The sequence below is a fragment of the Prevotella sp. tf2-5 genome (assembly GCF_900115435.1).
Classification (GTDB): domain Bacteria; phylum Bacteroidota; class Bacteroidia; order Bacteroidales; family Bacteroidaceae; genus Prevotella.
On sequence record NZ_FOWK01000004.1, the window covers coordinates 28,056 to 53,355 of the forward strand.

General features: G+C 48.6%; 15 protein-coding genes. 14 read left to right on the plus strand and 1 reads right to left on the minus strand.

Annotated elements, in window-relative coordinates; translation table 11 throughout:
- Positions 1-44: 44 nt before the first annotated feature.
- Positions 45-1,256 (plus strand): type IX secretion system plug protein, encoded by a 1,212-nt coding sequence (locus BM257_RS05500; protein WP_092069444.1) that lies wholly within the window; start codon positions 45-47, stop codon positions 1,254-1,256.
- Here the strand turns inward: BM257_RS05500 and BM257_RS05505 are convergent.
- A complete protein-coding gene (locus BM257_RS05505) occupies positions 1,232-3,676 on the minus strand; it encodes a helix-turn-helix domain-containing protein (RefSeq protein ID WP_177216026.1) in 2,445 nt (814 codons plus the stop codon). The two genes, BM257_RS05500 and BM257_RS05505, sit on opposite strands and share 25 nt — an antisense overlap.
- Positions 3,677-3,871: 195 nt before the next feature.
- Here BM257_RS05505 and BM257_RS05510 point away from each other — a divergent pair, with 195 nt between their 5' ends.
- The 13 genes from BM257_RS05510 (at position 3,872) to BM257_RS05570 (ending at position 25,300) form a co-directional block, all read left to right on the plus strand.
- Complete coding sequence (locus BM257_RS05510) at positions 3,872-4,822, plus strand: aldo/keto reductase (RefSeq protein WP_092069450.1); 951 nt, start codon at positions 3,872-3,874, stop codon at positions 4,820-4,822.
- On the plus strand, positions 4,807-5,721 hold the full coding sequence (locus BM257_RS05515; RefSeq protein ID WP_092069453.1) for an amidohydrolase family protein: 915 nt from the start codon (positions 4,807-4,809) through the stop codon (positions 5,719-5,721). Before BM257_RS05510 ends, BM257_RS05515 begins: the two co-directional genes overlap by 16 nt.
- A 38-nt stretch (positions 5,722-5,759) precedes the next feature.
- Positions 5,760-7,580 carry an L-fucose isomerase gene (locus tag BM257_RS05520; protein WP_092069455.1) on the plus strand — a complete coding sequence of 607 codons (1,821 nt, stop codon included), beginning with the start codon at positions 5,760-5,762 and terminating at the stop codon, positions 7,578-7,580.
- A gap of 22 nt (positions 7,581-7,602) precedes the next feature.
- A complete protein-coding gene (fucP, locus tag BM257_RS05525) occupies positions 7,603-8,916 on the plus strand; it encodes an L-fucose:H+ symporter permease (protein WP_092069458.1) in 1,314 nt (437 codons plus the stop codon).
- Complete coding sequence (locus BM257_RS05530; protein ID WP_092069461.1) at positions 8,913-9,290, plus strand: L-rhamnose mutarotase; 378 nt, start codon at positions 8,913-8,915, stop codon at positions 9,288-9,290. The genes fucP and BM257_RS05530 overlap by 4 nt, the downstream gene beginning before the upstream one ends.
- Positions 9,291-9,309: 19 nt before the next feature.
- Positions 9,310-10,329: a zinc-binding alcohol dehydrogenase family protein gene (locus tag BM257_RS05535; RefSeq protein WP_092069464.1), complete on the plus strand. Its 1,020-nt coding sequence runs from the start codon at positions 9,310-9,312 to the stop codon at positions 10,327-10,329.
- Positions 10,330-10,423: 94 nt separating this feature from the next.
- On the plus strand, positions 10,424-11,944 hold the full coding sequence (locus BM257_RS05540; protein ID WP_092069467.1) for a DUF4992 family lipoprotein: 1,521 nt from the start codon (positions 10,424-10,426) through the stop codon (positions 11,942-11,944).
- Positions 11,945-11,970: 26 nt separating this feature from the next.
- The gene (locus tag BM257_RS05545; RefSeq protein WP_092069470.1) at positions 11,971-15,306 is read left to right on the plus strand and encodes a SusC/RagA family TonB-linked outer membrane protein; all 3,336 of its coding nucleotides are present in this window, start codon (positions 11,971-11,973) and stop codon (positions 15,304-15,306) included.
- Between the two features lie 23 nt (positions 15,307-15,329).
- Entirely contained in the window at positions 15,330-17,531 is a 2,202-nt protein-coding gene (locus tag BM257_RS05550) for a RagB/SusD family nutrient uptake outer membrane protein (RefSeq protein WP_092069473.1), read from the plus strand.
- Between the two features lie 335 nt (positions 17,532-17,866).
- A complete protein-coding gene (locus tag BM257_RS05555; RefSeq protein WP_092069476.1) occupies positions 17,867-20,941 on the plus strand; it encodes a DUF6298 domain-containing protein in 3,075 nt (1,024 codons plus the stop codon).
- A gap of 115 nt (positions 20,942-21,056) precedes the next feature.
- Positions 21,057-21,569: an RNA polymerase sigma factor gene (locus tag BM257_RS05560; protein WP_092069479.1), complete on the plus strand. Its 513-nt coding sequence runs from the start codon at positions 21,057-21,059 to the stop codon at positions 21,567-21,569.
- 324 nt (positions 21,570-21,893) lie between these two features.
- Entirely contained in the window at positions 21,894-23,246 is a 1,353-nt protein-coding gene (locus tag BM257_RS15260) for a DUF3826 domain-containing protein (RefSeq protein WP_369821311.1), read from the plus strand.
- The gene (locus tag BM257_RS05570; RefSeq protein WP_092069482.1) at positions 23,243-25,300 is read left to right on the plus strand and encodes a glycoside hydrolase family 127 protein; all 2,058 of its coding nucleotides are present in this window, start codon (positions 23,243-23,245) and stop codon (positions 25,298-25,300) included. The genes BM257_RS15260 and BM257_RS05570 overlap by 4 nt, the downstream gene beginning before the upstream one ends.

A 25,300-nucleotide genomic window follows, 5' to 3' on the forward strand; every position in this document is an offset into this window, starting at 1 on the left:
ATATACAATGGATAATTGATAATTATTTTGTATTTTTGCACGCAATGAGACATGTATTGCTTTCCATCCTTCTCGCAGCTGTAACTGTGCAGGCTGGTAATAAGATTTACTCGCCAACGGTCAAGACACTGACAACCATCGTCAATAACGACTGGACGAACAGACCTGTCATGGAGCTGAGAAGCGGGGATGTCCTTCACATTGGATTCGACGAGTTGTCGCATGACACCCATCGTTATATCTGTCACCTCACCCATTGTGAGGCAGACTGGACAGAGTCCACCGACATCTTTGAGAGTGACTGGCTGCAGGGATTCAATGATTATCCTATTGACAATTACACCAACTCCCTGAACACCACCGTCAACTACACACACTATGAGTTCAGGATACCTAACGAGCAATGTAGGATCCGCATGAGCGGCAATTACCGGCTCACCATCTATGATGAGGATCATGGCAATGAGAAAGTGCTTGACGCGGAGTTCTATGTCGTGGAACCGATTGTCAACATCGGACTCAGCATGTCGACGAACACGGATATCGATGTCAACAAGAGTCACCAGCAACTGAACATGACATTGGAGTATAAGGATTTGAAGGTGGTACGTCCCGATGATGAGATCTATACCGTCGTGATGCAGAACTGGAATGAGCAGACGGCACGTATCAATCCACGTCCTCCCTACACCTACCATCAGGGACAACGGTGGGAACACCAGCGAGAGCTTATCTTTGAAGCTGGTAATGAATTCCATAAGTTCGAGATCCTGGATGTCAGTCACCCGACCATGGGTATCGACCGTATCCATTGGGACGGGGATCATTACCAGGCATATCCCTTCACCACGACGACACGTCGCAACTACCTGACTGACGAGTCTGCCAACGGCGCTTTTTACATCCGCAACAGTGACTGGTCAGAGAGTGCCTATACTTGTGATTATGTATGGGTGAACTACACTATCGAAGCTCCCTATTGCGGAGATATCTTCCTGCAAGGACAATGGACAAACAATGCTGACGAGACAGCCTACCAGTTACGATATGATGCTGACAGACAGTGCTATCAGACCCAGATCATGCAGAAACAGGGCTATTACTCTTACCAGTATGTCAACAAAGAAGGGAAGACGGCACCCACAGAAGGTAACTTCTTCCAGACCCGCAACAAGTACCAGGTACTGGTTTATTATAAAGAGCTGGGAGGTCGCACATGGCGACTGGTAGGCTATCGGGGATTAGATGCGCGATAGTCGTCTGGGGTTTGATGATACTGATGATAGAAACTGGCTATCAGATAGTTCGATGAGGAAAAATGCAGTTCCTTGGCAATCACATCCACACTCTTATCCGTATGAAGGAGCATGTCCGCCGCCCGCTGCAGTCGAAGGGTCAAGACAACCCTGTTGGGTGATTTGTAAAGATGGGATGTCATCACCTCATAGAACGCCTTGACATCCATCTGTGCCTTCTTTGCCAGACTCGACATGGATTGGGTTGTCGAATTCTTACTCACATAAGGAATCACCTTGACCATCACATTGGCAAAAGCATCATCAGCATCCGTAGAGCTGAAGTCCGCATTCAACGAGGGAGACAACTCGTCCTCCTGCATGTTCTCACACATCATCGCAAAAGCCTTGATACGTTTGATGGTGCCACTTTCAATATTCATGCGATTCAGTTTCATACGGGTGTTCCTGTTGTAGTACACGAAATTGGCAATCAGCATTCCTAATAACAGTAAGCCCAGAATCAGGTACACAATGGTCATACGCCACCACGGCTTCTTAACGGTCAGGTTCCATACAAACGGTTCTACCGCCCAGTCATCGGGAGTCATAGAGGTCTGTATCTCAATCTGATACTTTCCTGGAGGAATACTGACTATCGGATAATGAAGCAGTCCCTTCTCGTCCACCCTTCCCGTACCATCATGCATCGAATAGACTTCCCACTCGTTTTTGAAGCCCTTTACACGTATCCGGTAGTAGGTTTGTGAAGGACGGAAGTAATTCAGTCCCGTGACTAACAATGAGATGTTGTTTTGATAATAATTCACATTGATATCCTTGGTGCGGGTGATGGCATGGTCAAGGATCACATCTCCGTCTATCTCCATCCCAGGACGAATGGTACGTCCGTTTACGGACAGTCGGATAATCTTTGGATAAAGTTTGATATCTATCCGCTTGGTCGTATGGAAAGCAGCAGGGTCAAATTTCACGATATTGTCTAACGACTGCATAATGATGGAGCCGTCTTCTAACTTCATGACAAGTCCGTTCTCAAAAGAGCACGCCGGAATATTGTCGTCCTCCCCGAAGCTGACCACCCTCATCAACGAGTCTTTCTCAAAGACGAGACAGGAGATACCATTACTCGTACTCACCCATAGATTGTGGTCGTTATCCTCGATGATGGAATGAATCACATTATTATTCAGACCGTCGCTGTTATTGATCAACAAGGGATGTGAGTCACGAGGTGACCTGAAGCGTTTAAGTCCTATATAGGTGCCTTGCCATGTCCATCCGCGACTGTCTTGATAGACACAGTTGACACGACGGGGCAGAGAATCACCGGACAGGACGGTCATCCGCTGAATCATCTCCTTGTATCTCTTTGCCATAGGACTTTCTATCGGATATACCTTAAAGGGGGAGGTATATGGTTTCGAGTAAAGCAATCCCTTCCTCTGCGTTCCAACCCACATTCCACCTTGCAGGTCAAAGGCGATATCGTTAATATCTGTTTGGATCTTCTGATATTTGATACTCGTCAGCGTCGCATAATGGTGTTTCTCTCCTGTAGCCAGATGGTAAGTCCAATAACCATATTGAGAGGCGATATACAAAAGACTGCCATGTATTGCCATGTTGTTCATATGGTAGGGCTGACTCATCAAGACCTTGCTCTCTCCAGACAAAGCATCCACATAGAGCAACACAGATTCCTGCTTGCCATTACGGATTTGATAATATCCCTTCTGATAGGAGAGTAACACGGAGAACTTGTTGTATTTTACCGCCTGGCTCTGGTCAAGGAGTGTCTTCGTGTACACCAACTTTCCTGTCACCATGTTATAAGCCTCCATGGTGCTGTCATCATAGAACAACAGGAGCAACTGGTCTTTATACTCTCCTATATCCTGTAGTTTCTTGTCTTTCCTCACAGGATATGACTTTTTGGTTTGACAACTAAAGAGGTTCTGACCCGTCAATATCAACAAACAACCGTCGTCGTCCACAAACAGGTCATCAGCCTTCCCCTTGAACCCCATCTCATTGAAGAGACCTTGCACATCAGGGACAAAACGTTCTGTCATCAAGTCGACACATGTCACCTGATATTTATCTTTCACCCATAGGTGATGAGTGTTATCGAAATAAAGATGATAATGTCCCTCATATTTCGGTAATTCATAACTATCTTCCGGACTGGCGTCAATATGGTTGAATGAGGAACCGTTATAGAAATTAATATGTCCTATGGAACAGATAACCATACGACCTGTCTTCGTACACTTGATTACCTGAGCACCGTTATCCGCCAACCCCTCAGCAGCATCATGAACCAGAAACAAACGGTCGGACTCCGCGGCATGAATAGAAGAAGCCATTGTCAATAAAATCGACAACATCCATCCACAAAACAGCAGTCTAGTTTTCATCTTATTCATTTAAGGTTGTTGAATGCTGTCTGCAAAGATAGGAAAAAAGGGATTGACTACCAAATTTTTAAGAGGAAAAAACGTCTTCCCCCTCTTCGGCATCATTTTTTTAAGAAAAATATATGTTTATTTAAAAATAATGTGTATCTTTGTACTTCGTAAACAAATAGACTACTAAATATACTAATACAAATCATGGTTTACAACGAGATAGGAAAGACGGGGATGCGTGTGTCAAACTTAGGCTTTGGCGCGTCTTCATTAGGTGGCGTCTTCCACAGCATCAAGGAAGACGAAGGTATTCAGGCGGTGTTCACTGCCGTGGAGAACGGTATCAACTTTATTGACGTGTCACCATACTACGGACACTTGAAAGCAGAGACGGTCTTAGGGAAAGCGTTGAAGGACATCCCTCGCGACAAATACTATCTCTCCACGAAGGTAGGACGTTACGGAAAGGACGGAAAGAATTTCTGGGACTATTCGGCAAAACGCGCCACGGAGAGTGTCTATGAGAGTATGGAACGTCTGAACATCGACTATATCGACCTGATCAACGTCCATGACGTGGAGTTCCAAGGCGACATGGAAGGCGGTCTGCAGAAGATCGTAGACGAGACACTGCCTGCTTTGGTGGAACTACGTGACAAAGGTATCGTCAAACATGTAGGTATCACAGACCTGCAACCAGAGAACCTGCGCTGGATAGTAGAACATGTACAAGAAGGCACCGTGGAGAGTATTCTGAACTTCTGCCATTATTCACTGAACGACACATTGCTGGCGGACTACCTGGGGTTCTTTGAGCAACATGGTGTGGGTGTCATCAACGCCTCCCCTTTCTCCATGGGTCTTTTGTCACAACGTGGTGCTCCTGACTGGCACCCTGCCAGTAAGAAACTGAAAGAGGCTTGTGCCAAGGCTTCTGCCTATTGTGAAGCGCAAGGCTATCCTATCGACAAACTTGCCATTCAGTTCTCTACCAGTCTGAATCCGCGCATCGCCACGACCCTGTTCAGCAGTGCTAACCCGAAGAATGTGCTAAAGAACATCCAGTATGTCAACGAGCCGATGGACGAGGAGTTGGTAAAGAAAGTACAAGAGATAATCGGTGACCAAATGTTTGTAAGATGGAAGAACTCTTGATTATCGATGCCCATAGTCACTTATGGCTGAACCAGGACACATCGGTTAACGGACAACCAATCTACCAGCTGGAGCCTAACCGCAGCCGCTCACTGTTCTTTGGTGAGGAGCGACAGATGCTGCCACCCTTCATGACCGACGGTCAGAACACGGCGGAGCGTTTCCTAAGTAATATGGATTATGCACAAGTGGCTGCAGCAGTGGTGACCCAGGAGTTTATCGACGGACTACAGAATAGTTATCTGAGACAAGTGGAGAACCGCTATCCTGACCGTTTCTTCACTTTCGGTATGGCAGACTACCGTCACCCGGGGTTCTTGAGACACGCAGAAAAACTATCCAAAGAGTTTAAAGGTATCAAAGTTCCTGCTGCCAGACTGCCCCGGCAATTTCTTAACGATGAGATGATGCAGATGATGCACTTGCTGGAACAGGAAGGAAAGATCCTCGGCATCGAATTGATGGATGGTGACGCACAGGTAGGACAGATGAAGGAAATCATCCAGGAGTGTCCGAAACTGAAAATCGCCATCGGACATTTCGGTATGGTGACCCGTTCAGGATGGTTGGAGCAAATCAAACTGGCACGCCACAAGAATGTTTATATTGAAAGTGGTGGCATCACCTGGCTCTTTAACGATGAGTTCTATCCATTCCCCTCTGCTGTTCACGCCATCAAGGAAGCTGCAGGACTGGTAGGCATGGAGAAACTGATGTGGGGCAGCGACTATCCCCGTACCATCACCGCCATCACCTACAGAATGTCGTATGACTTCATCCAGAAGACACAAGAACTATCGGAACACGAGAAACGACTTTTTCTGGGAGAGAATGCCAAACAATTCTTTGGCTTTGGCAAATTACCTCATCTTCCTTATGTCAAGAACATGAGTGAATAACTACTGAAGGAATTAACAAACTAAAACAAATAAAGAATATGTCAAACTATCCTAAAATCGGTATCCGCCCCACCATCGACGGTCGTCAGGGGGGCATCCGCGAAGGTCTTGAGGAAAAGACCATGGCTCTTGCCAATGCAGTAAAGAACTTGATTGAGAGCAACCTCCGCAATGGTGACGGCTCCAAAGTAGAGTGTGTCATCAGCGACACCACCATTGGACGTGTCGGTGAGTCAGCAGCCTGTGCTGAGAAATTCGAACGTGAGGGTGTCGGTTCCACCATCACCGTTACCAGTTGCTGGTGCTACGGCTCTGAGACCATGGACATGAACCCGCAATACCCAAAGGCTGTGTGGGGTTTCAATGGTACGGAGCGTCCGGGTGCTGTATATCTCGCAGCCGTCCTTGCCGCCCATGCACAGAAAGGACTGCCCGCCTATGGCATTTACGGTCATGACGTACAGGATCTGAACGACAATACGATTCCTGCTGACGTGGCAGAGAAGATCCTGCGCTTTGCCCGTGCCGCCCAAGCAGTAGCCACCATGCGTGGCAAGTCTTACCTTTCACTAGGTAATACCTGTATGGGTATCGCTGGTTCTATTGTCAACGCCGACTTCCTGCAGCAGTATCTGGGTATGCGAACAGAGTATGTGTCGCTGGTTGAGATCCTGCGCCGTGTAGACTTTGGCATCTATGACAAGGAGGAGTTCCAGAAGGCAATGGCATGGGTAGAGAAATACTGCAAGCCCAACGAGGGGCACGACTATAATGAGGACCGCCCATTGTTCCCTGGTGTACCCATGACGACTTTCAACGGAAAGGGAAAGGGTAAGAACCGTGAGGAGAAAGACGCTGACTGGGAATTCACCGTGAAGACGATGATGATTATCCGCGACCTGATGCAAGGTTCTAAGAAACTGCTCGAGATGGGCTATAAGGAAGAGGCTATCGGACATAATGCCATCGCAGCCGGTGTACAAGGACAGCGTCAATGGACAGACTACAAACCCAACTTCGACTTCCCGGAATCACTGATGTGTACATCATTCGACTGGAACGGTCCTCGTGAGGCTTATACACTGGCTACGGAGAACGACTTCCTGAACGGTATGTCGATGCTCTTCGGTCATCTGCTCACCAACAAGGGTGTGATGTTCTCTGACATCCGCACCTACTGGAGTCCTGAGGCTGTGGAGCGTGTCGCTGGCAAACGTCCGGAAGGTGGTGCTGCACAAGGTTTCATTCATCTTATCAACAGTGGTGCCACAACTCTCGATGCTACAGGTGCCATGACTGACAAGGACGGCAATCCAACCATCAAACATTTCTGGGAGATGACTAATGAGGACACAGAGGCTTGTCTGAAGGCTACCAGTTGGATGCCCGCGGACCGTGACTATTTCCGCGGTGGCGGTTATTCGAGTCATTTCGTGACAAAGGGCGGTATGCCGATGACCATGCTGCGTCTGAACCTTGTAGCTGGTCTTGGTCCGGTACTGCAACTGGCAGAAGGATGGACCGTGGAGTTGGATCCCAAGACACACGACATTCTCGACAAGCGCACCGATCCCACATGGCCTACCACCTGGTTTGCCCCACGTCTTGACCCGACGAAGGATGCCTTCAAGGATGTATATAGCGTGATGAACAACTGGGGAGCCAACCACGGTGCTATCTGCTACGGACATGTCGGTGCCGATCTCATCACACTCTGTGCGATGCTGCGCATCCCTGTTTGCATGCATAACATTGCCGACAAGGATATCTTCCGTCCATCATGCTGGAATGCCTTCGGTATGGACAAAGAGGGTGCCGACTATCGTGCCTGTGCCAACTTCGGTCCTATATATAAATAATAAGGTATATTATAAATAAGGTATGAGCAAGAACAATTCCCTGATAACGAAGGATGGGGTGAGCTATCTCATCCCCTTTATCCTCGTCACATTCTGTTTCGCACTCTGGGGCTTTGCCAACGACATCACCAATCCTATGGTGAAGGCTTTCTCCAAGATTTTCCGTATGAGTGTGACAGACGGCACCTTGGTACAGGTCGCTTTCTATGGTGGCTATTTCTGTATGGCATTCCCTGCTGCTATCTTCATCCGAAAATACAGTTACAAAGCGGGTGTTTTGATGGGACTTGGACTATATGCCACAGGAGCGTTATTGTTCTTCCCCTCCAAGAGTATCGGACTCTATGGCTGTTTCCTGATTGCCTATTTCATCATGACCTGTGGACTCTCTTTCTTAGAGACCTCATGTAATCCGTATATCCTCACAATGGGACCTGATGAGACAGCGACCCGCCGACTGAATATGGCACAGTGTTTCAACCCCTGTGGTTCTATCATCGGTATGTTTGTCGCAATGAACTTCATTCAGGCAAAACTCAACCCGATGAGTAGTGACGACCGTGCGCTGTTAGGGAATGCGGAATTTGAGGCAATGAAAGACGCAGACTTGAATATCCTGATCTCACCTTATTTAATTATAGGACTGGTGATCGTGGCGATGTTCCTGATTATCTTCTTCGCTAAGATGCCGAAGAATGGTGACCAAAGTCACGATATTCATTTTCTGCCGACATTGAAGCGTATCTTCTCCTTGAAATACTATCGCGAGGGAGTCATTGCCCAGTTTTTCTATGTGGGTGCACAGATTATGTGCTGGACGTTTATCATCCAGTATGGCACGAGGGTTTTCATGGCAGAGGGATTGGACGAGCAGTCTGCAGAAGTCCTCTCACAGCGTTTCAATATCTATGCCATGCTGTTCTTTATCTGTTCCCGTTTCATTGCCACCTTCCTCATGAAGTGGTTGAAGCCTGCCAAATTGCTTGCCATCTTCGGTGTGTTTGCCATGCTTTTCACAATAGGTGTCATCATGTTCCAGAACAGATACGGTGTCTATTGTTTGGTATGTGTCAGTGGATGTATGTCGCTGATGTTCCCCACCATCTATGGTATCGCCCTCGATGGTTTAGGTGATGATGCGAAATTTGGAGCAGCAGGTCTGATCATGGCAATCCTCGGAGGTTCCGTACTTCCCCCGTTGCAGGCAATGATTATTGACCAGAAGACAGTCTTTGAGTCTTTCCCTGCTACTAATGCCTCCTTCGTACTACCCTTTATCTGTTTCCTTATCGTTACCGTCTACGGTTACAGAATGCATCAAGAGAGAAGTTTATGACAAACGGATATCAGACAAAAGAATATCAACAGCCTGTCAAGCGTTACTGCCAGACGATGGACTTGAAGGACGACCCTCAGTTGATTGCTGAGTATCGCCGTCGCCATAGTGAGCCTGAGGCTTGGAAAGAGATACTGGATGGTATCCGCTCTGTAGGTATCTTGGAGATGGAAATCTATATCTTGGGCAACCGTTTGTTCATGATTGTGGAGACACCCCTCGACTTCGACTGGGATACAGCGATGAAACAACTAGCTACCCTACCCCGCCAACAAGAATGGGAAGACTATATGGCGATGTTCCAGCAATGCCGTGAGGGTGCTACCAGTGATGAGAAATGGCAGATGATGGATCGAATGTTCCGATTATATTGAAAAATTGAAGTTATTAGATATGAAAGCAATTCAAATTACTGAGCCTTCTGTGATGAAGGTCATTGACATCCCTGAGCCTCAGATGGGTGATGATGATGTTTTGTTGAAGATGAAGTATGTAGGGTTTTGCGGTAGCGACCTGAATACTTTCCGTGGTGGCAACCCGATGGTGAAGATGCCTGTGGTTCCTGGACATGAGGTTGGTGCGGAGATCGTCAAGATTGGCAAGAATGTGCCAGAGGGGTTGAAACCCGGTATGACTGTGACTGTCAATCCCTACACCAACTGTGGTAAGTGTGCTTCCTGCCGCAATGACAGGGTCAATGCCTGTGAGCATAACCAGACATTAGGTGTGCAGCGATGGGGTGCCATGTGTGAGTACCTTGTTCTGCCGTGGGAGAAAGTGATTCCCGCAGGACTACTGACCCCTCGCACCTGTGCCCTGATAGAGCCTATGAGTGTGGGATTCCATGCTGTCAGCCGTGCTCAGGTAACCGACATAGATGTCGTCATGGTGATTGGCTGTGGCATGGTTGGTATGGGAGCTGTGGTACGTGCCGCCCAGCGTGGTGCTACCGTCATCGCCGCAGATATCGACGATGAGAAACTCACCCTTGCCAAGCAGATGGGTGCCAGCTATGTCGTCAATACCAAGACAGAGGATGTCCATGCCCGTCTGTTGGAGATGACCTCTGGTTTTGGTCCCGACGTGGTCATCGAGGCAGTAGGCAGTACCCCTACCTACCAAATGGCTGTCGACGAGGTAGCCTTCACCGGTCGTGTGGTATGTATCGGTTATGCTAAGACGGAGGTGTCTTTCCAGACCAAGTATTTCGTCCAGAAAGAGCTCGACATCAGAGGATCTCGTAATGCACAGCCCTCTGACTTCCGTGCGGTCATCCATTATCTGGAGCGTGGTACTTGTCCTGTAGACCGCCTTATCAGTAACGAGGTGATTCCTGAGGGAGCCACTGCTGCTATGGAGCAATGGGCAGCTAATCCTGGCAAGGTATTCCGCATATTGGTACATTTCGGATAAGAATTGATTACTTTTTAGATAATACAACGTCTTTTAAGAAATAGACTCTATATAGCTACTAATTTTTATACATGTATAACTTAAAACTTAATTTATGAAACAGAATCATTTATTTACGTACAGTAAGATCTGCACATTAGCTCTAATTGGAGTGAGTGCACTCTTCCTTACATCGTGCGCTAAGGATGGTTTCGACGAGGAGACGTTTGTCAGCCCTGTTACAAACACTCAGATGACATCACCCGAATTGACGAAAGACAACTTCAGCTCACGAACGAATTCCGATGGTACTGAAAGTATCGTCGTGACATGGAAAGCTGTACTAGGAGCCGGTGGCTATGAGTACGCTGCTTACAATGTGGACGATCCTGACAATCCAATTGAACTTGTCCAGGGCGTCCTTGATGGTGTTACCTTTACCTTTCCCAAGGCAGAGGACACCAAATACATGGTTAGTGTCAGGACTCTGGGCAACAAGAAACTGAATAATACAGATGCTACTGAGGCTACCGTATATTCCTACTCTACGATGATTGATGCCAAGGTGATTCCTGTAGGAAATGACATTGCGGAATTCATTAATGCCAATATGACTGAAAGTGAAGACGAACAGGCTTTTGAGTTAGTGGCTGGTGCTAGTTACACCTGCAACGGTTCGATTGACTTTATGGACAACAAGATGACATTACGTGGTTCCAAGGTTAATCATCCTATTGTAATCATGGGTGAAAGTGCCGTCATCTATACCTCATCTCAACTGAAGCTGAAGTTCATCAACTTCGACTGTTCTGCCATGACCAACAAATGGGGTGTCATTGAGATGTCTCCGGAACCTCCCGCAACGAAGTCCGCAGAGGCACAGGGCATCGCCGCCGGGAAGAACAGCGGAAAGCCTGCTGATTGTTACATCCTGCAGGAACCCATCATCGTTCAGGAGTGTGCCTTCAAGAACGTACCTAATTGTTTCTTCAGTGTAGGCAGATGTTCATGGGGTATCGCTGACTTGCGTGTGCTGAACAGTATTATCCAGTTAAAGAATGACGGCTCTAAAAATTCCAACAGCTCCGTCTTCTCTGCCTACTCCTCTGATTGGATTGCTCCAAGTGGTGGCAATTTCTGGTATGGCTGTATCAAGGGCATTACCGTTACTGAGAGTACGATATACAACTGTGTTTCTAACGAAAAGTGCTTCACCATCCGATTCAGCAACAAGGACATTGACCGTTGCTTCCCGACCGCAGACGGAACCTGTACTTTCATGAACAACACGTTCGTCCGTATCTTCGACAAAAAGAACTTTGCCGACCGAACACCACAACAGGACAAGTATGTCATCACCTATTATGACAATATCATCGTAGACTGTTTCCGTCTGCAGAAGTTCTTCCACAAGAACTGTACCTATGACTACAGTAAAGAAAGGAATACCTTATGGGCCTACTTTGGAACGCTGGATAGTACCGATAAGGAAACGTGGGGTACGGAGGAAGATCCCGGCTTCAACGTCGACGACCTGTCTAAGGAGATCGACTTCACTCAGCCAAACTACGGTTTGAACTTCAAGCCTAGCGGTCCCATCTCCAGTACTATCGGTGATCCCCGCTGGCTTAACTAAACCCAATAACGATAAATCGATACATTATGAATAAGAAATTTATAATCAGCTTATGTCTGAGCCTTGTCATGTCACTGTTCTCACTGTCGGCTCTGGCTCAGAATCAAACGGTATCAGGTACCGTGCTTGACGAGGCAGGTGAGCCTGTTATCGGTGCAACGGTGACGGTGGCAGGCACAAAGACCGCCACTATCACTGACTTTGATGGTAATTATAAGATTACTATTCCCAAAGGTGGAAAAGTAACTATCTCCTATATCGGTTATCTGACCCAGACCGTCACTCCTGGTGGAACGGTGAAGCTGGAAGAGGATAAGCAGAGTTTGGAGGAAGTCGTTGTCGTAGGTTACGGCACTCAGAAGAAGGCTCACTTGACCGGTTCTGTGGCTACCGTGGATATGAATGACGTACAAGACTTGGCTAACGGAGGTCTTGCCAGCTCACTGAGTGGTTTGGTAAACGGTCTGTCCGTTTCCGGTGGTGATGCCCGTCCTGGTGAGAACGCCACCATGCGTATCCGTGACGTCAACTCTCTGGGTGAGATAGGATCTAATGCCCAGTCTCCTCTGTATGTTATCGACGGTTATATCTATCCTAACGATGTGAAGGTAGGAAGTACCTATCACAACTTAGGTGAAGAGGCTTTCAACAACCTCGACCCCTCTGAGGTGGAGAGCATCTCTGTCTTGAAGGACGCCTCTGCAGCCGTTTACGGTTCCCGTGCTGCAAACGGTGTTATCCTTGTCACTACGAAGAAAGGTAAGCTGGGGGCTCCCACCATTTCTTATAGTGGTACCTTCGGTTTCACCAATGAGGTGTCTCGTGCTAAGATGCTGAGTGCTTATGACTACGGTCGTCTGTATAACTCCGTGATTGCAGCTGACCCCACCAATACCAGTCTGAACCACACGACAGCTCTCTTCCAGGCTGACGAGCTGGCTGCGATGAGGAATCTGAACTACGACTTGCTGGACAAGTACTGGAAGACAGGTTTCACACAGCGTCACGCTGTCAATGTCAGTGGTGCTACAGAGAAAGTGAATTACTTTGCCGGCATCAGTTACTTCTCACAGGATGGTAACTTAGGTAAACTCGACTACAACCGTTGGAACTACCGTGCTGGTGTTGACGTGAAAATCAGTGAGTGGTTGGGTGCCAACTTGACGGTAAGTGGTGACTATGGTACCAAGGACAAGCCTCTCTTGAAGGTCGGTGGTACTAATTCAGAGAAAGACTACAACCTGATGCTGACACGTCCTCGCTACATGCCTGAGTATGTTGGCGATTATCCTGTACCAAGCTATGGTCCTTCCAATGGTGCACGTGTCCAGAACCAGAACTACCATTTCGCTACTCTGCAGGACAATGGTGACTTCTCAGAGAGTAAGACATCAACCATCAATATCAGTGGTAGTATTAACTACGACTTCGGATGGAGCAAGATCCTGAAAGGCTTGAAGGTGAAGTTCTCCTACTCTAAAAGTATCAATACTGACAAGACTAACGAGTTTGGTACTGCCTATACGCTCTATACCATGCAACGTCGCTACGGTTCTGGTCAGCATCTCTATACACCAACCGCTGGCGATGATCCTACTTTTAATTATCTGGACTACAGCAACTTCAATCCTATTGAGTATGCCAACGGTAACTACAGCAGTCGCCAGATGGTTCGTACAGACAACTATCAGATGAACTTGACGTTCAACTACAACCGCACCTTTGGCAAGCATACTGTTGGTGCCCTGTTCTCTATAGAGAAGTCTGAGACAGAGAGTGAGTACAACCTCAGCCAGGCTAACGAGCCCTACAGTTTCTCTACCCATCAGTCTAACTCTACAAAGGGTGACCAGTCCTTGCAGTTTAACCGTGCTGAGAGTGGTACGCTGTCATACATCGGTCGTCTGAACTACTCCTATGCCGACCGTTATCTGTTTGAGTTCCTGCTCCGTTCAGATGCCTCTACGAAGTTCGCTCCAGAGAACTACTGGGGAACCTTCCCTGCTCTCTCCGCAGGTTGGGTTGTCAGTGAGGAGCCTTGGTTCCAGAACGTGAAATGGCTGAAGTGGATTGACTTCCTGAAGATTCGTGCCAGCTGGGGTATCACCGGTCGTGATAACCTGACACCTTGGCAGTGGTTGCAGATCTACACTCTCGACAAGAACAAGAGTATCGTATTCGGTGAGGGTACCAATCTCGACCCAAGTAAGAATACCCGTATCTCTATTAATAAGAATACTTCTGCCGTCAATCGTGACGTACACTGGGATAAGTCATACAAGACCAATATCGGTTTTGACTTACAAGTGCTCAACAGAAGACTGGGTATCAATGTTGACTACTACAAGGAGCGGAACCGCGAGATGTTGATGAACCTCGCCCAGAATGTTCCATCTACTGTTGGTACGCAGTCAGCCTCCACCAACCTTGGTGAGATGAACAGCTGGGGTTGGGAAATCAGCCTCAACTGGCGTGACAAGATTGGTAAGGACTTCAAGTACAAGGTTGGTTTGAATACCGGTTACCACGACAACGAGGTACTGGTGATGGACTTTGAGGACGACTACATCTATCGTCAGATTCTTCCTGGTGGACGTACAGACATCGGTACCTGGGGTATGCAGTGCATCGGTATGTTCCGTTCGTTCCAGGATATCGAAGAGTACTTTGCCAAGTACAACATCACTACCTACATGGGTATGACCAAAGACCAGGTTCGTCCAGGTATGTTGATCTACAAGGATGTACGTGGTGCCTATAACCAGGAGACCAAGACGTATGAGGGTCCTGATGGTGTCGTAGATGCCAACAACGACCAGGTATGTCTGTCTAACCGTTCTAATCCTTATGGTTTCACCATCAACATGAACGCAGAGTGGAAGGGAATCTCCCTCACTGCCCAGATGGGTGCCAGCTGGGGTGGTTACACACTGATTCCCGCTGAGGCTCGTGGTGTGGCATCTGGTAGCAACATCGAGTTCTACAATATGCCTTCTTTCTGGAATCCCGATAACATGTATGCTTATCAGGACGTAGAGGATGGTTCAGGTAATATCGTTGTGAAAGAGAACCGCAATGCTCATTATCCTAACCTTGCTTACGGCGTCAACAGCAACGCCTCCAGTTTCTGGCGTGTCAGTGCTGCCACCGTCCGTCTGAGTCGTCTGACTCTTGCCTACACTATTCCTAACAAACTGTACAAGTCTGTTGGTATCAAGAACATCCGTGTGAACATTACGGGTCAGAACCTGCTTAACTTCTACAATCCGTATCCTGACGGATTCATGAGCCCATTGGCAGGTGCTTATGGCAAGTATCCTAATCTGCGTAAGTGGACGATTGGTGTCAACTTGAGTTTCTAATATAAACAAATAAGGTAAGAATTATGAAAGCAATTAAATATTTCAGCTTTGGCATTGCATCCATGTTAGCATTCTCTGCTTGCAGTGACAAGTTCCTGCAGGAGAAGAAGAACTACGACCAGGTGGGTGCTGAGGTGTACAATGACTACGATGGAGCGAACGGACGACTCAACGACCTCTATGGCTGGTGTCTTCCCACTACTTCTACAATGTCATGGAAGTATCCTGCATGTGGACTGAGTGATATTGCCAGTCAGTCAACAGAGGAATACGCAGGCTTCAGTGACTTTGTTAACCCTGAGAATATCATGTCGAGTGACAACTCCACCTCTACTTCTGTTCCTGACTTCTTCATGGGAACATCCAACAACATCCAGGAGGCTGTCTATGGACGTATCCGTAACATCAACGACTTCCTCCGTGGCATAGAGAGCAGTTCTCTGACAGAAACACAGAAAGGTGTCTTGATGGGACAGGCCTACTTCTTCCGTGCATGGTGCTACTATAACCTGGTGAAGTGGTATGGTGGTGTGCCCTTGGTAAAGGAAGTGCTCGAACCCGTTGAGAGCAACTATACCCCACGCTCTACCACCAAGGAGACCATCGAGTTCATCCTGGAAGACTTAGATGCCGCTGCCACATTACTGGCTGACGAGACGACAGACGGTGGATGGAGAGATGGTTCAGACTACGGACGTGTCACCTCTGGTACCGCACTGGCTCTGAAAGGTCGTGTCCTGCTGCTGTGGGCAAGTCCTATCTTCAACCGTGCTAACGACAAGTCTCGTTGGACGGAAGCCTACAATGAGATGAAGGACGACCTGTCTATCATCAACGCATGTGGCTATGGTCTCTATACTTCTAGTGATGACGTAAACGGCAGTACCTTTGCCAAGGTCTTCACACAGATCGGAAAGACCAACAATCGTGAGGCTGTGTTCTTCACCCTCTATAACACCACCGCCATCCTGACAGGTATTGACGATGCTGCGAAGAACAACACATGGGAGCGTATGATCCGTCCTGACAACACAGGTGGTAACGGACCTTCTCCCTCACGTATGATCCTCAACCTCTTCCCGATGGCTGACGGTAAGATTCCTGCCGCAGCAGACAACTACACGAAGTTGAAGACTTCCGACATCGCACTGGATACAGACTATCCGTTCATGAATCGTGACCCACGCTTCTATCGTACCTTCGCCTTCCCTGGTTTCCGTTGGGCATATAATGGTGATGCTTCCATTCATGACGCACACAACCCAGGAGATGGTGCTAACTATACCTTGTGGAGCTATGTATGGTATACAGAATCCAGTCAGCAGGGCAACCCTGAGAGTGGAAACTCCTATGGTGCCGATAACTTAGGTGCTGGTGGTACTTATGGCAACAGTATTATTGTTCGTAAGAAGAGTGACGACCTCGATGTGAACGGCTCACCACTCTACAGCTATAATCCTGCTGGTTGGAAAGCAGGTGCAGGTCCATTCTACTCTGCCGCTCCTCTCATCGAGCTTCGCTATGCAGAGGTACTGCTGAACTTAGCTGAGGCTGCATGTGGTGCTGGTGACGTGAGTGCCGCACTGGGTTATTTGAACCAGGTCCGCCAGCGCGCTGGTGTTCCCGACAGGACTACCGCTGACTTCAATGGTGACGAGCAGGCTGCATGTATGAGTGCTATCCTGTATGAGCGTCAGATTGAGTTCGCTTACGAGGGCAAGCGTTTCGACGATATGCGTCGCTGGATGCTCTTCGACGGTGGTGAGGGACAAGCTACCCTCAAGAGCTCTTGGGCTGTCACTGGTTGGGGTGGTAACACCTGCACTTGGCTGGGCTTCAAACCGCTGAACGGACAGCGTCGTGAGAAGCTGCAGTATCGTACTGCTGACAAATACGGTCTGGGTACTGCACAATGGGATGGCGATCCTCTGCTGAAGGGTGGTGGCGTTCGTCCTGCCGGCATCAACTTCAACAGTACCACACTGGCTGACGACCTGGCTAACCTGAAGACTTGGTATCAGGAGAACCTGGCTGTCAAGGAGCAGAAGGGTGACGGATACGACTCTCAGAAGAACAAGTTGTATATCAAGTTCCAGCCATTCTACTACCTGCTTGGTTTCAACAGTGGTGTACAGAACCAGAACAAGCAGTTGGAGCAGACCATCGGTTGGGGTGACTACAACAAGGGAGGTGCTCCTGGTACCTTCGACCCACTCGCTGAGTAATCAGAAACACATCTATCTCTCTATCGGATGCATCGCAATGGTGCATCCGATTTTTGTTTAGATTATCTTTTATCATCTGTCGACTGGAGTCAGCAGACCTGTTGACTGGAGTCGACAGACTTGTTGACTGGAGTCGGCAGATCTGTTGACTGGAGTCAGCAACCAGTTAGGATGCTTCTAACACCCGCGAAGGCTGCCTCTTCACATCGGTTACACAGGCACTAACAACCGTGTTGCTTGTCTTGCATTCGGAAAAAATGCTAATAAATTTGCTTATTATCCCAATTTGTTCTATCTTTGTACCCATATTCATCTAATCGCTAAAACAATACAAAATGAGGAAACGACATAATTTTCGCATCATGACACTACTGACGGCAGTCTGTATGGTAACGAATCTGTCAGGTGCTCCCAAGCCCAAGAAGGAAGTATATATCCCTATGGACTACTCCACCTGCGGCTATCATGCCTCTGAGCGGGCAATACCAGACGTCCCCGTCACCAAGTATATGGTATGGCAGGAAGGCGACTGCAGCAGTCGTATCCAGCAAGCGATAGACGAGGTGGCACTGTTGAAGCCTGACAAGAACGGCTATCGAGGGTGTATCCTGCTCGGGGAGGGTGTCTTCAAGATCAGCAAAGCCATCCGTATCACGACATCCGGCATCGTGCTGAGAGGTGTCGACAAGCAGAAGACCATCCTCATGAAGACGGGTGTCGATCGTGGTGCCGCCATCTATATAGAAGGTATGTCTGGTAAACCAGAGGGTGACGCCATTGCCGTCATCAACGAGAAAGTTCCTGCTGGCAGTACGCAACTCACGTTGAAGTCTACGAAAGGACTGCAAGTGGGCAGCCGTATCAACATCCAGCGTCCCAGTACCACCGAGTGGATTGCGTCGCTGAAGATGAATGACTTCGGTGGCGGACTCGACTATACGGGTTGGAAGGCAACGGATATCGATATCATCTGGGATCGCACCATCACAGCCATCAACGGGACGACGATCACCATCGACGCTCCTGTCACCACGACCCTCTCCCAGACATACGGAGGAGCTTTCGTGGTCAATGACTACAACAAAGGAGAGATCACAGAATGTGGTGTGGAGAACCTGACGATCGACGCTGAGCATGCTGCTTGGAATGCCAAGGATGAGGACCACTGCTGGGATGGTATTTATATAAATAATGTACGCGACGGATGGGTACGCAGGGTGATATTCCAACACCTGGCAGGCTCTGCTGTCAACCTGCAGAAGCAGACCAGTCGTATCACAGTAGAAGACTGTCTTGCCCACCATCCCGTCTCAGAGATAGGAGGCTGGCGACGACAGGTGTTCCTGACTCGCGGACAACAGACGCTTTTCCAGCGTTGTATCTCCCGTCAGGGAATCCACGACTTTGCCGCAGGCTACTGTGCCGCAGGTCCTAACGCCTTCGTACAATGTGAGGGTGAGGAGTCTTTGGGGTTTAGTGGCAGTATCGGATCATGGGCGGCAGGACTGCTCTTCGACATCGTCAATATCGACGGCAGCGATATCCGTTTCGCGAATCTGGAACAGTTTCAGTTCGGGACAGGATGGAACACGGCAAACTCAATGCTGTGGCAGTGTACCGCCTCTACCCTCTCCTGCTACTCCCCGGATGCCGACAACCGTTCCAGTGCTCATGGCTGTTGGGGTACTCTCACTGGTAATGGAGAATGGACCAGCAGTAACGACCACGTGACACCACGCAGTCTGTTCTACGACCAGTTGGAGAAACGATTAGGGAAACTACCCTTCGAACCTTATATCCTCCCCCGTCCTACCAATGCGTCCAGTTCGCCGACAGTAGAACAGGCGATGGCTTTGGCACAGGAATCACTGACCCAGCCGAGACTCACCTTGGAGATGTGGCTCGACAGTATTCCGTTTACAGCCAATACTCATGGAAACGGTTCCATTAACAGCCGGCATACGACAACAGCACCACAGAACCATCCCCATACCCAAACGCGATATGCGATTGTCAACGGGTATTTGACTGCTGACGGGATGTTGGTGACAGGCAACCAATATGCCATCCCTTGGTGGAGCGGAAGAGTGAAGGACAACTTCATAGAGCATGGTGCGAAACCTGCCGTCACACGTTTTGTACCAGGACGCGAGGGGATGGGATGGACCGACCGTATCGACTCGGTAGTCAACTACTTAGCTAATAATCGTTATAGTTCTTTATATCATAATTACGGACTCTGGTATGACCTGCGCAGGACAGACCATGAGCGTGTCCGTCGTGCCGATGGTGACGTATGGGCACCTTTCTATGAACAACCTTTCTCCCGCTCTGGTGAAGGTACAGCATGGGACGGGTTGTCACGCTATGACCTAACCAAACCCAACCGCTGGTACTGGAGCCGTCTGAATAATTTTGCGTATCAAGCGGCAAGTCAGTATATCCTCCTCTATAACGAGCATTATTTCCAGCATAACATCCTGGAGGCAGGTGCCCACTGGGTAGACTGTCCCTGGCGACCTGTCAACAATATCAATAACACGGACTTCCCAGAGCCTGTGCCCTTCGCTGGCGATAAGCGTATCTTCATGGCGGAACAGTTCTATAACGAGCAGAACCCTGTGCTCCGTCCACTGCACAAACAGTATATCCGCATGTGTCTGGAACAGATGAAAGACCAACCTAACGTGATACACTCCATCAGTGCGGAATATACAGGACCGCTTCACTTCACCCGCTTTTGGCTAGAGATGATAGCGGAATGGGAGGAAGAGACAGGACAGCATCCCCTCATCGCCCTCAGCTGTACGAAAGACGTACAGGACAGTATCCTTGCAGACCCCAAGCTACGCAAGGTCGTCGACATCATCGATATCCGTTACTGGCATTACAACACCAAAGAGCTATGGGCTCCTGAGGGTGGCCGTAACCTGGCACCACGACAGTGGATGCGTAAGGTCAAGGTGGGAAAGACAGGATTTGAGGAAGCCTACCGTTCCGTTACCGAGTATCGTAACCGTTACCCGGAGAAGGCAGTGACCTTCTTCTCCCAGCAATATCCCACCTACGGATGGGCTATCCTCCTGGCTGGCGGTTCCCTTCCCAACATCCCACTTAACGCCCAGCGCTCAACGCTCAACGCTCAACTCTTGAAAGACATCTGTCAGATGAAACCCCTTGAGGACAGCAACTGTATCGCCTTGGGTGCCCCACAGAAAGGTTACCTTGTATATGCACCGTCCTCAGAGACGAGTCTGTCGATTGCATCTGGGAAATACAATATCTACACCATTGACATGCAGACGGGTGATATCTCCCTTCTGCAGAAAGGAACACGCTTACAGGACATTTTCCGTCCTAATGACAGCAAGGGGAATAAGCTCTATTGGCTCCATCCCGCACAAAGGTGAAATGTATTAAATATTAAGAAAAAAAGAAAAAGATGTCCGTTTTATAGCTGTTTACCAAAATTATTTATTAATTTTGCAGTTGACAACGAACTACTTTCAAATACAAACTACTAAGATGATAGACTTTTCACAGCTCTATAACAAACATATTGACCAGTTGTTTGCCTTCGGTTCCCGTTTCACGACAGACCGTGAGATGCTGAAAGACTGTATACAGGATGTCTTTGTAAAGTTATATACCAGACGGGAGAACCTGGGTCCGATAGACAATGTGGACAACTATTTGTTCATCTCCCTGCGCAACCGTATCCACGACGAGTTCCGTCGTAACGGGAAGATGACAGGCGACGAGATCAACGATACTAACACACAGGTTTTCGCAGAATACGAGGAGTACAACCAGGAACGGATGGAACGGCAACAGGAACTCACGAGTAACGTGGAGAAATTCTTCGAGAAGCTGTCACCCCGCCAGCGGCAGATCATCAATCTCTATTATATCGAGCATCGTAAATATGAGGATATCTGCCGTATTATGGGTATCAACTACCAGAGTGTGCGTAACCTGATGCATCGTAGTATCAGCCGGCTCCGCGAATATGCGGGACAGATGAAACAAGCGGTATAAAAGCCCCTGCTCCCTCAATGGTTACACCATTGCCATTATTCCGTCCTTATTAAAAAGGAAGATAATGGCAACAAAAGGAAAAAACAAGAAGAAAGAACGACTTTATTCTATTATCCCGCCTCTCCAACCCCTTTCCCAAGAAGAAAAGGATGAGTTGAAGATGCGGATATTTGTTGCTATACACCAGTCGTTAGCACTGAATTAAATAACAAATCAAATATGAGCAAACTGCGTATTTTACTTTTATCTATCCTGACATGCGGTATGTCATGTCTTGACTCCCTGATGGCTCAAGAGCGTTATCAGGTAGGAGTCTGTGACTGGATGGTACTGAAACGTCAGAAACTGGGTGAGTTCCAACTCGCCAAGGACTTAGGATGTGACGGTATAGAGATGGACATGGGAGGACTGGGCAAGCGTGAGATGTTCGACAACAAGATGCGGGAGCCGGAAGCTGCCGCCCTCTTCAAACACACCGCCGACAGTCTGGGCATCCGTGTGGGGGCTGTTGCCATGAGTGGTTTCTACGGACAGGACCTCACTCAGCGTGACAACTATCTCTCTTTGTTGGACGACTGTTTCAACACCATGGATATCATGGGGAATGTCAAAGTCGCCTTCCTGCCTTTGGGCGGAAGTGGTAACGACTGGTCTACGGACAAGTCGAAACGGAAAGAGATCGTCAGTCGGCTGCATGCCATCGGTGAGGCTGCAAAAGCACGAGGTAAGGTCGTTGGTATCGACACTCCGTTAGATGCCGCTGGCAACCTCAAACTGTTGAAGGAGATCAAAAGCGACGGTATCGCCATCTTCTATAAGTGGCAGACCATCATCGAGAACGGTTGGGACATCGCCAAGGATATGAAGAAACTGGGTGCCAAGAACATCTGTGCCATCCATGCCTCCAACACAGACAGTGTGTGGATCTCTAAGGATCCCGCTATCAACCTGCCACTCATCAAGCAGACCCTTGACGAGATGAACTGGAAGGGATGGCTGTTTGTAGAACGGAGCCGTGACGTGAAGATGGTACGGAATGTGAAGATGAACTATGGCGCCAATGTACGCTGTCTGAAAGAGACCTTCAACTCCTACCCCGAGGCTGCCGTCAAACTCGACAGTGAAGGACGTGATCCTCAATATGTACAGACCATCATCGGACGTTCCCAGAAAGCTACTGACGAACTGAGTATCACATGGACACCCATGGGACAGAACGTCGTCAATATCATCGCCAACCGCTACTTCAAGCTTAACGATATCTACGCGGAACGGGACTCCATCAAGAAGACGGACAAGAAACTCGCCGAGGCATTGTGTGACTCCAAGCTCTACCGTTCACACTTCGGCTTCGAGACTGACTTGTCGATGTATCTGAAACCTCACCATATCGAGCGGGTTAAGGACGTGATGACCTTCAACGTGGTGAAGGTGACCTACGAGGCACAGTGTGACATGATCCCTACTCTGAAGGATGAGGAGAAAGCACAGATCCTAGCCTGGTTGAAAGAGGCTCGTGAACTGGCTATCGACGCAGAAAGTTCGAAGAAGAAACATGAGGTGTTCGGCAAATACAAAGGACGTATCAACAACTACCTGACCAAACGAGGATATGACCTGACTAAAGAGCGTGAGGCATGGTATGAGCGTGTTAAAGCAAGAGGAGGACAATTATGAAGAAATTACTGATTACAACCATGATAGGTTGTGCCACCACTGTGATGGCACAAGGCGGACTCACCGACATGAGTCACAGTCAGCAAGCGAAAATGACCAACACCCCTCTGGGGGCTGTCCGATGGACTGGCGGTTTCTGGGGCGACCGTTTTAACATGCTCTCCACAACGGGTATCTGGGACATGTGGGACACTTGGAACACACCCTGGGAGACCATCGATAACATGGGACTGCATGGCAGTAATGGTTTCCGCAACTTCGAGATTGCCGCAGGTACTGTGAAAGGCAAGCATCATGGTCCTCCCTTCCACGACGGAGACATGTATAAGTGGCTGGAAGCGTGTGCGACGGTTTATGCCATTACCAAAGACCCGAAACTCGATGCGCTGATGGACAAATTCATTGAGCAAGTAGCTCTCGCTCAGCGTGCCGACGGATATATCCATACCCCTGTGGTCATCTCTGAGCGCAACGCTGGTATCGACACTCATGCCATCACGGAGAATGCCGCAGGTATCGAGATCGGTAAAGACCAAAAGCATGCCTTTGCCTCTCGTCTGAATTTCGAGACCTACAACCTCGGTCACCTTATTACCGCAGGTATCATCCATAAGCGTGCCACAGGAAAGACGACCTTGTTTAACTGTGGCAAGAAAGCAGCGGACTTCCTTTATAACTTCTTGACCAATGACGCCGCGGAACTGTCACGTAATGCCATCTGTCCCTCTCATTATATGGGAGCTGCCGAGATCTACCGTGAGACAGGGGAAGAGAAATACCTGACATTGGCAAAGGGACTTATCGCTATCCGCGACAGTGTGACAAATGGCGAGGATCATAACCAGGATCGTCATAAGTTCCGCGACCAGTATGAGGCGATGGGACATGCCGTCCGTGCCAACTACCTCTATGCGGGTGTCGCCGATCTCTATGCGGAGACGGGAGAGGCACAGTTGATGAAGAACCTCTCGGCAATATGGGACGACATCATCCAGCATAAAATCTATATCATGGGAGGATGCGGGGCTCTCTACGATGGTGTGTCACCTGATGGCACTACATATAACCAGCCTTCCATCCAACAGATCCACCAGGCTTACGGAAGACAGTTCCAACTGCCACAAGAGGCTGCCCATAACGAGATCTGCGCACAGATCGGTATGATGCTCTTCTCCTGGCGTATGTTCCAGACGACGGGGGATGCTAAATACATCGACAATATCGAGAACGAGCTTTATAACGGAATCCTCTCTGGTATCTCCCTCGACGGCAAAGACTTCTTCTACACAGAGGCTCTGCGTCGCACCAAGGAATTTCCTTATACCATGCGATGGCCCAAACACCGTCAGCACTACATCACCTGCTTCTGTTGTCCTCCCAATACTTTGCGTACTCTCTGTCAGGCACAGGAATATGCCTATGCCGTCAATGGACAAACACTCTATGTCAACCTCTACGGACAGAACAACTTGAAAACCAACGAATGGGAAGTGGAACAGATGACGGATTATCCTTGGAACGGAAAGATCACTCTCACCATCAAGAAGGCAAAGAACCTAGAGACAATCCAACTGCATCGACCCGACTGGTGTGACAAGTATAACGTGAAAGTCAATGGAGAGGATGCCGACCTCCGCATCACCCGTAAATGGAAGAAGGGGGATATCATCGAGCTAAACCTCGACATGCATCCGCGTCTCGTAGAGGCAAACCCATTGGTGGAAGAGGCAAAGAATCAGATTGCCGTCATGCGCGGTCCCATCGTCTATTGTCTGGAAGGTGAGGATATCGAAGACGGTTACCGCATCAACGACATCGCCATTCCTGCCGATATCCAGTTTACGGAACAGAAGATGACCCTCTGCGGTCATGAGATGACGACCCTGGAAGGAGAGGCTGTACTCACCAACCAAGAGCAATGGGACAACCAGACACTCTATCGGGAGATACGCTCTGTCACCCCAAAGAAGGTAAAGGTAAGACTCATCCCCTACTATGCCTGGGACAACCGAGGTATTCAGGACATGTCACTCTGGTTGCCATTAGCACGATAA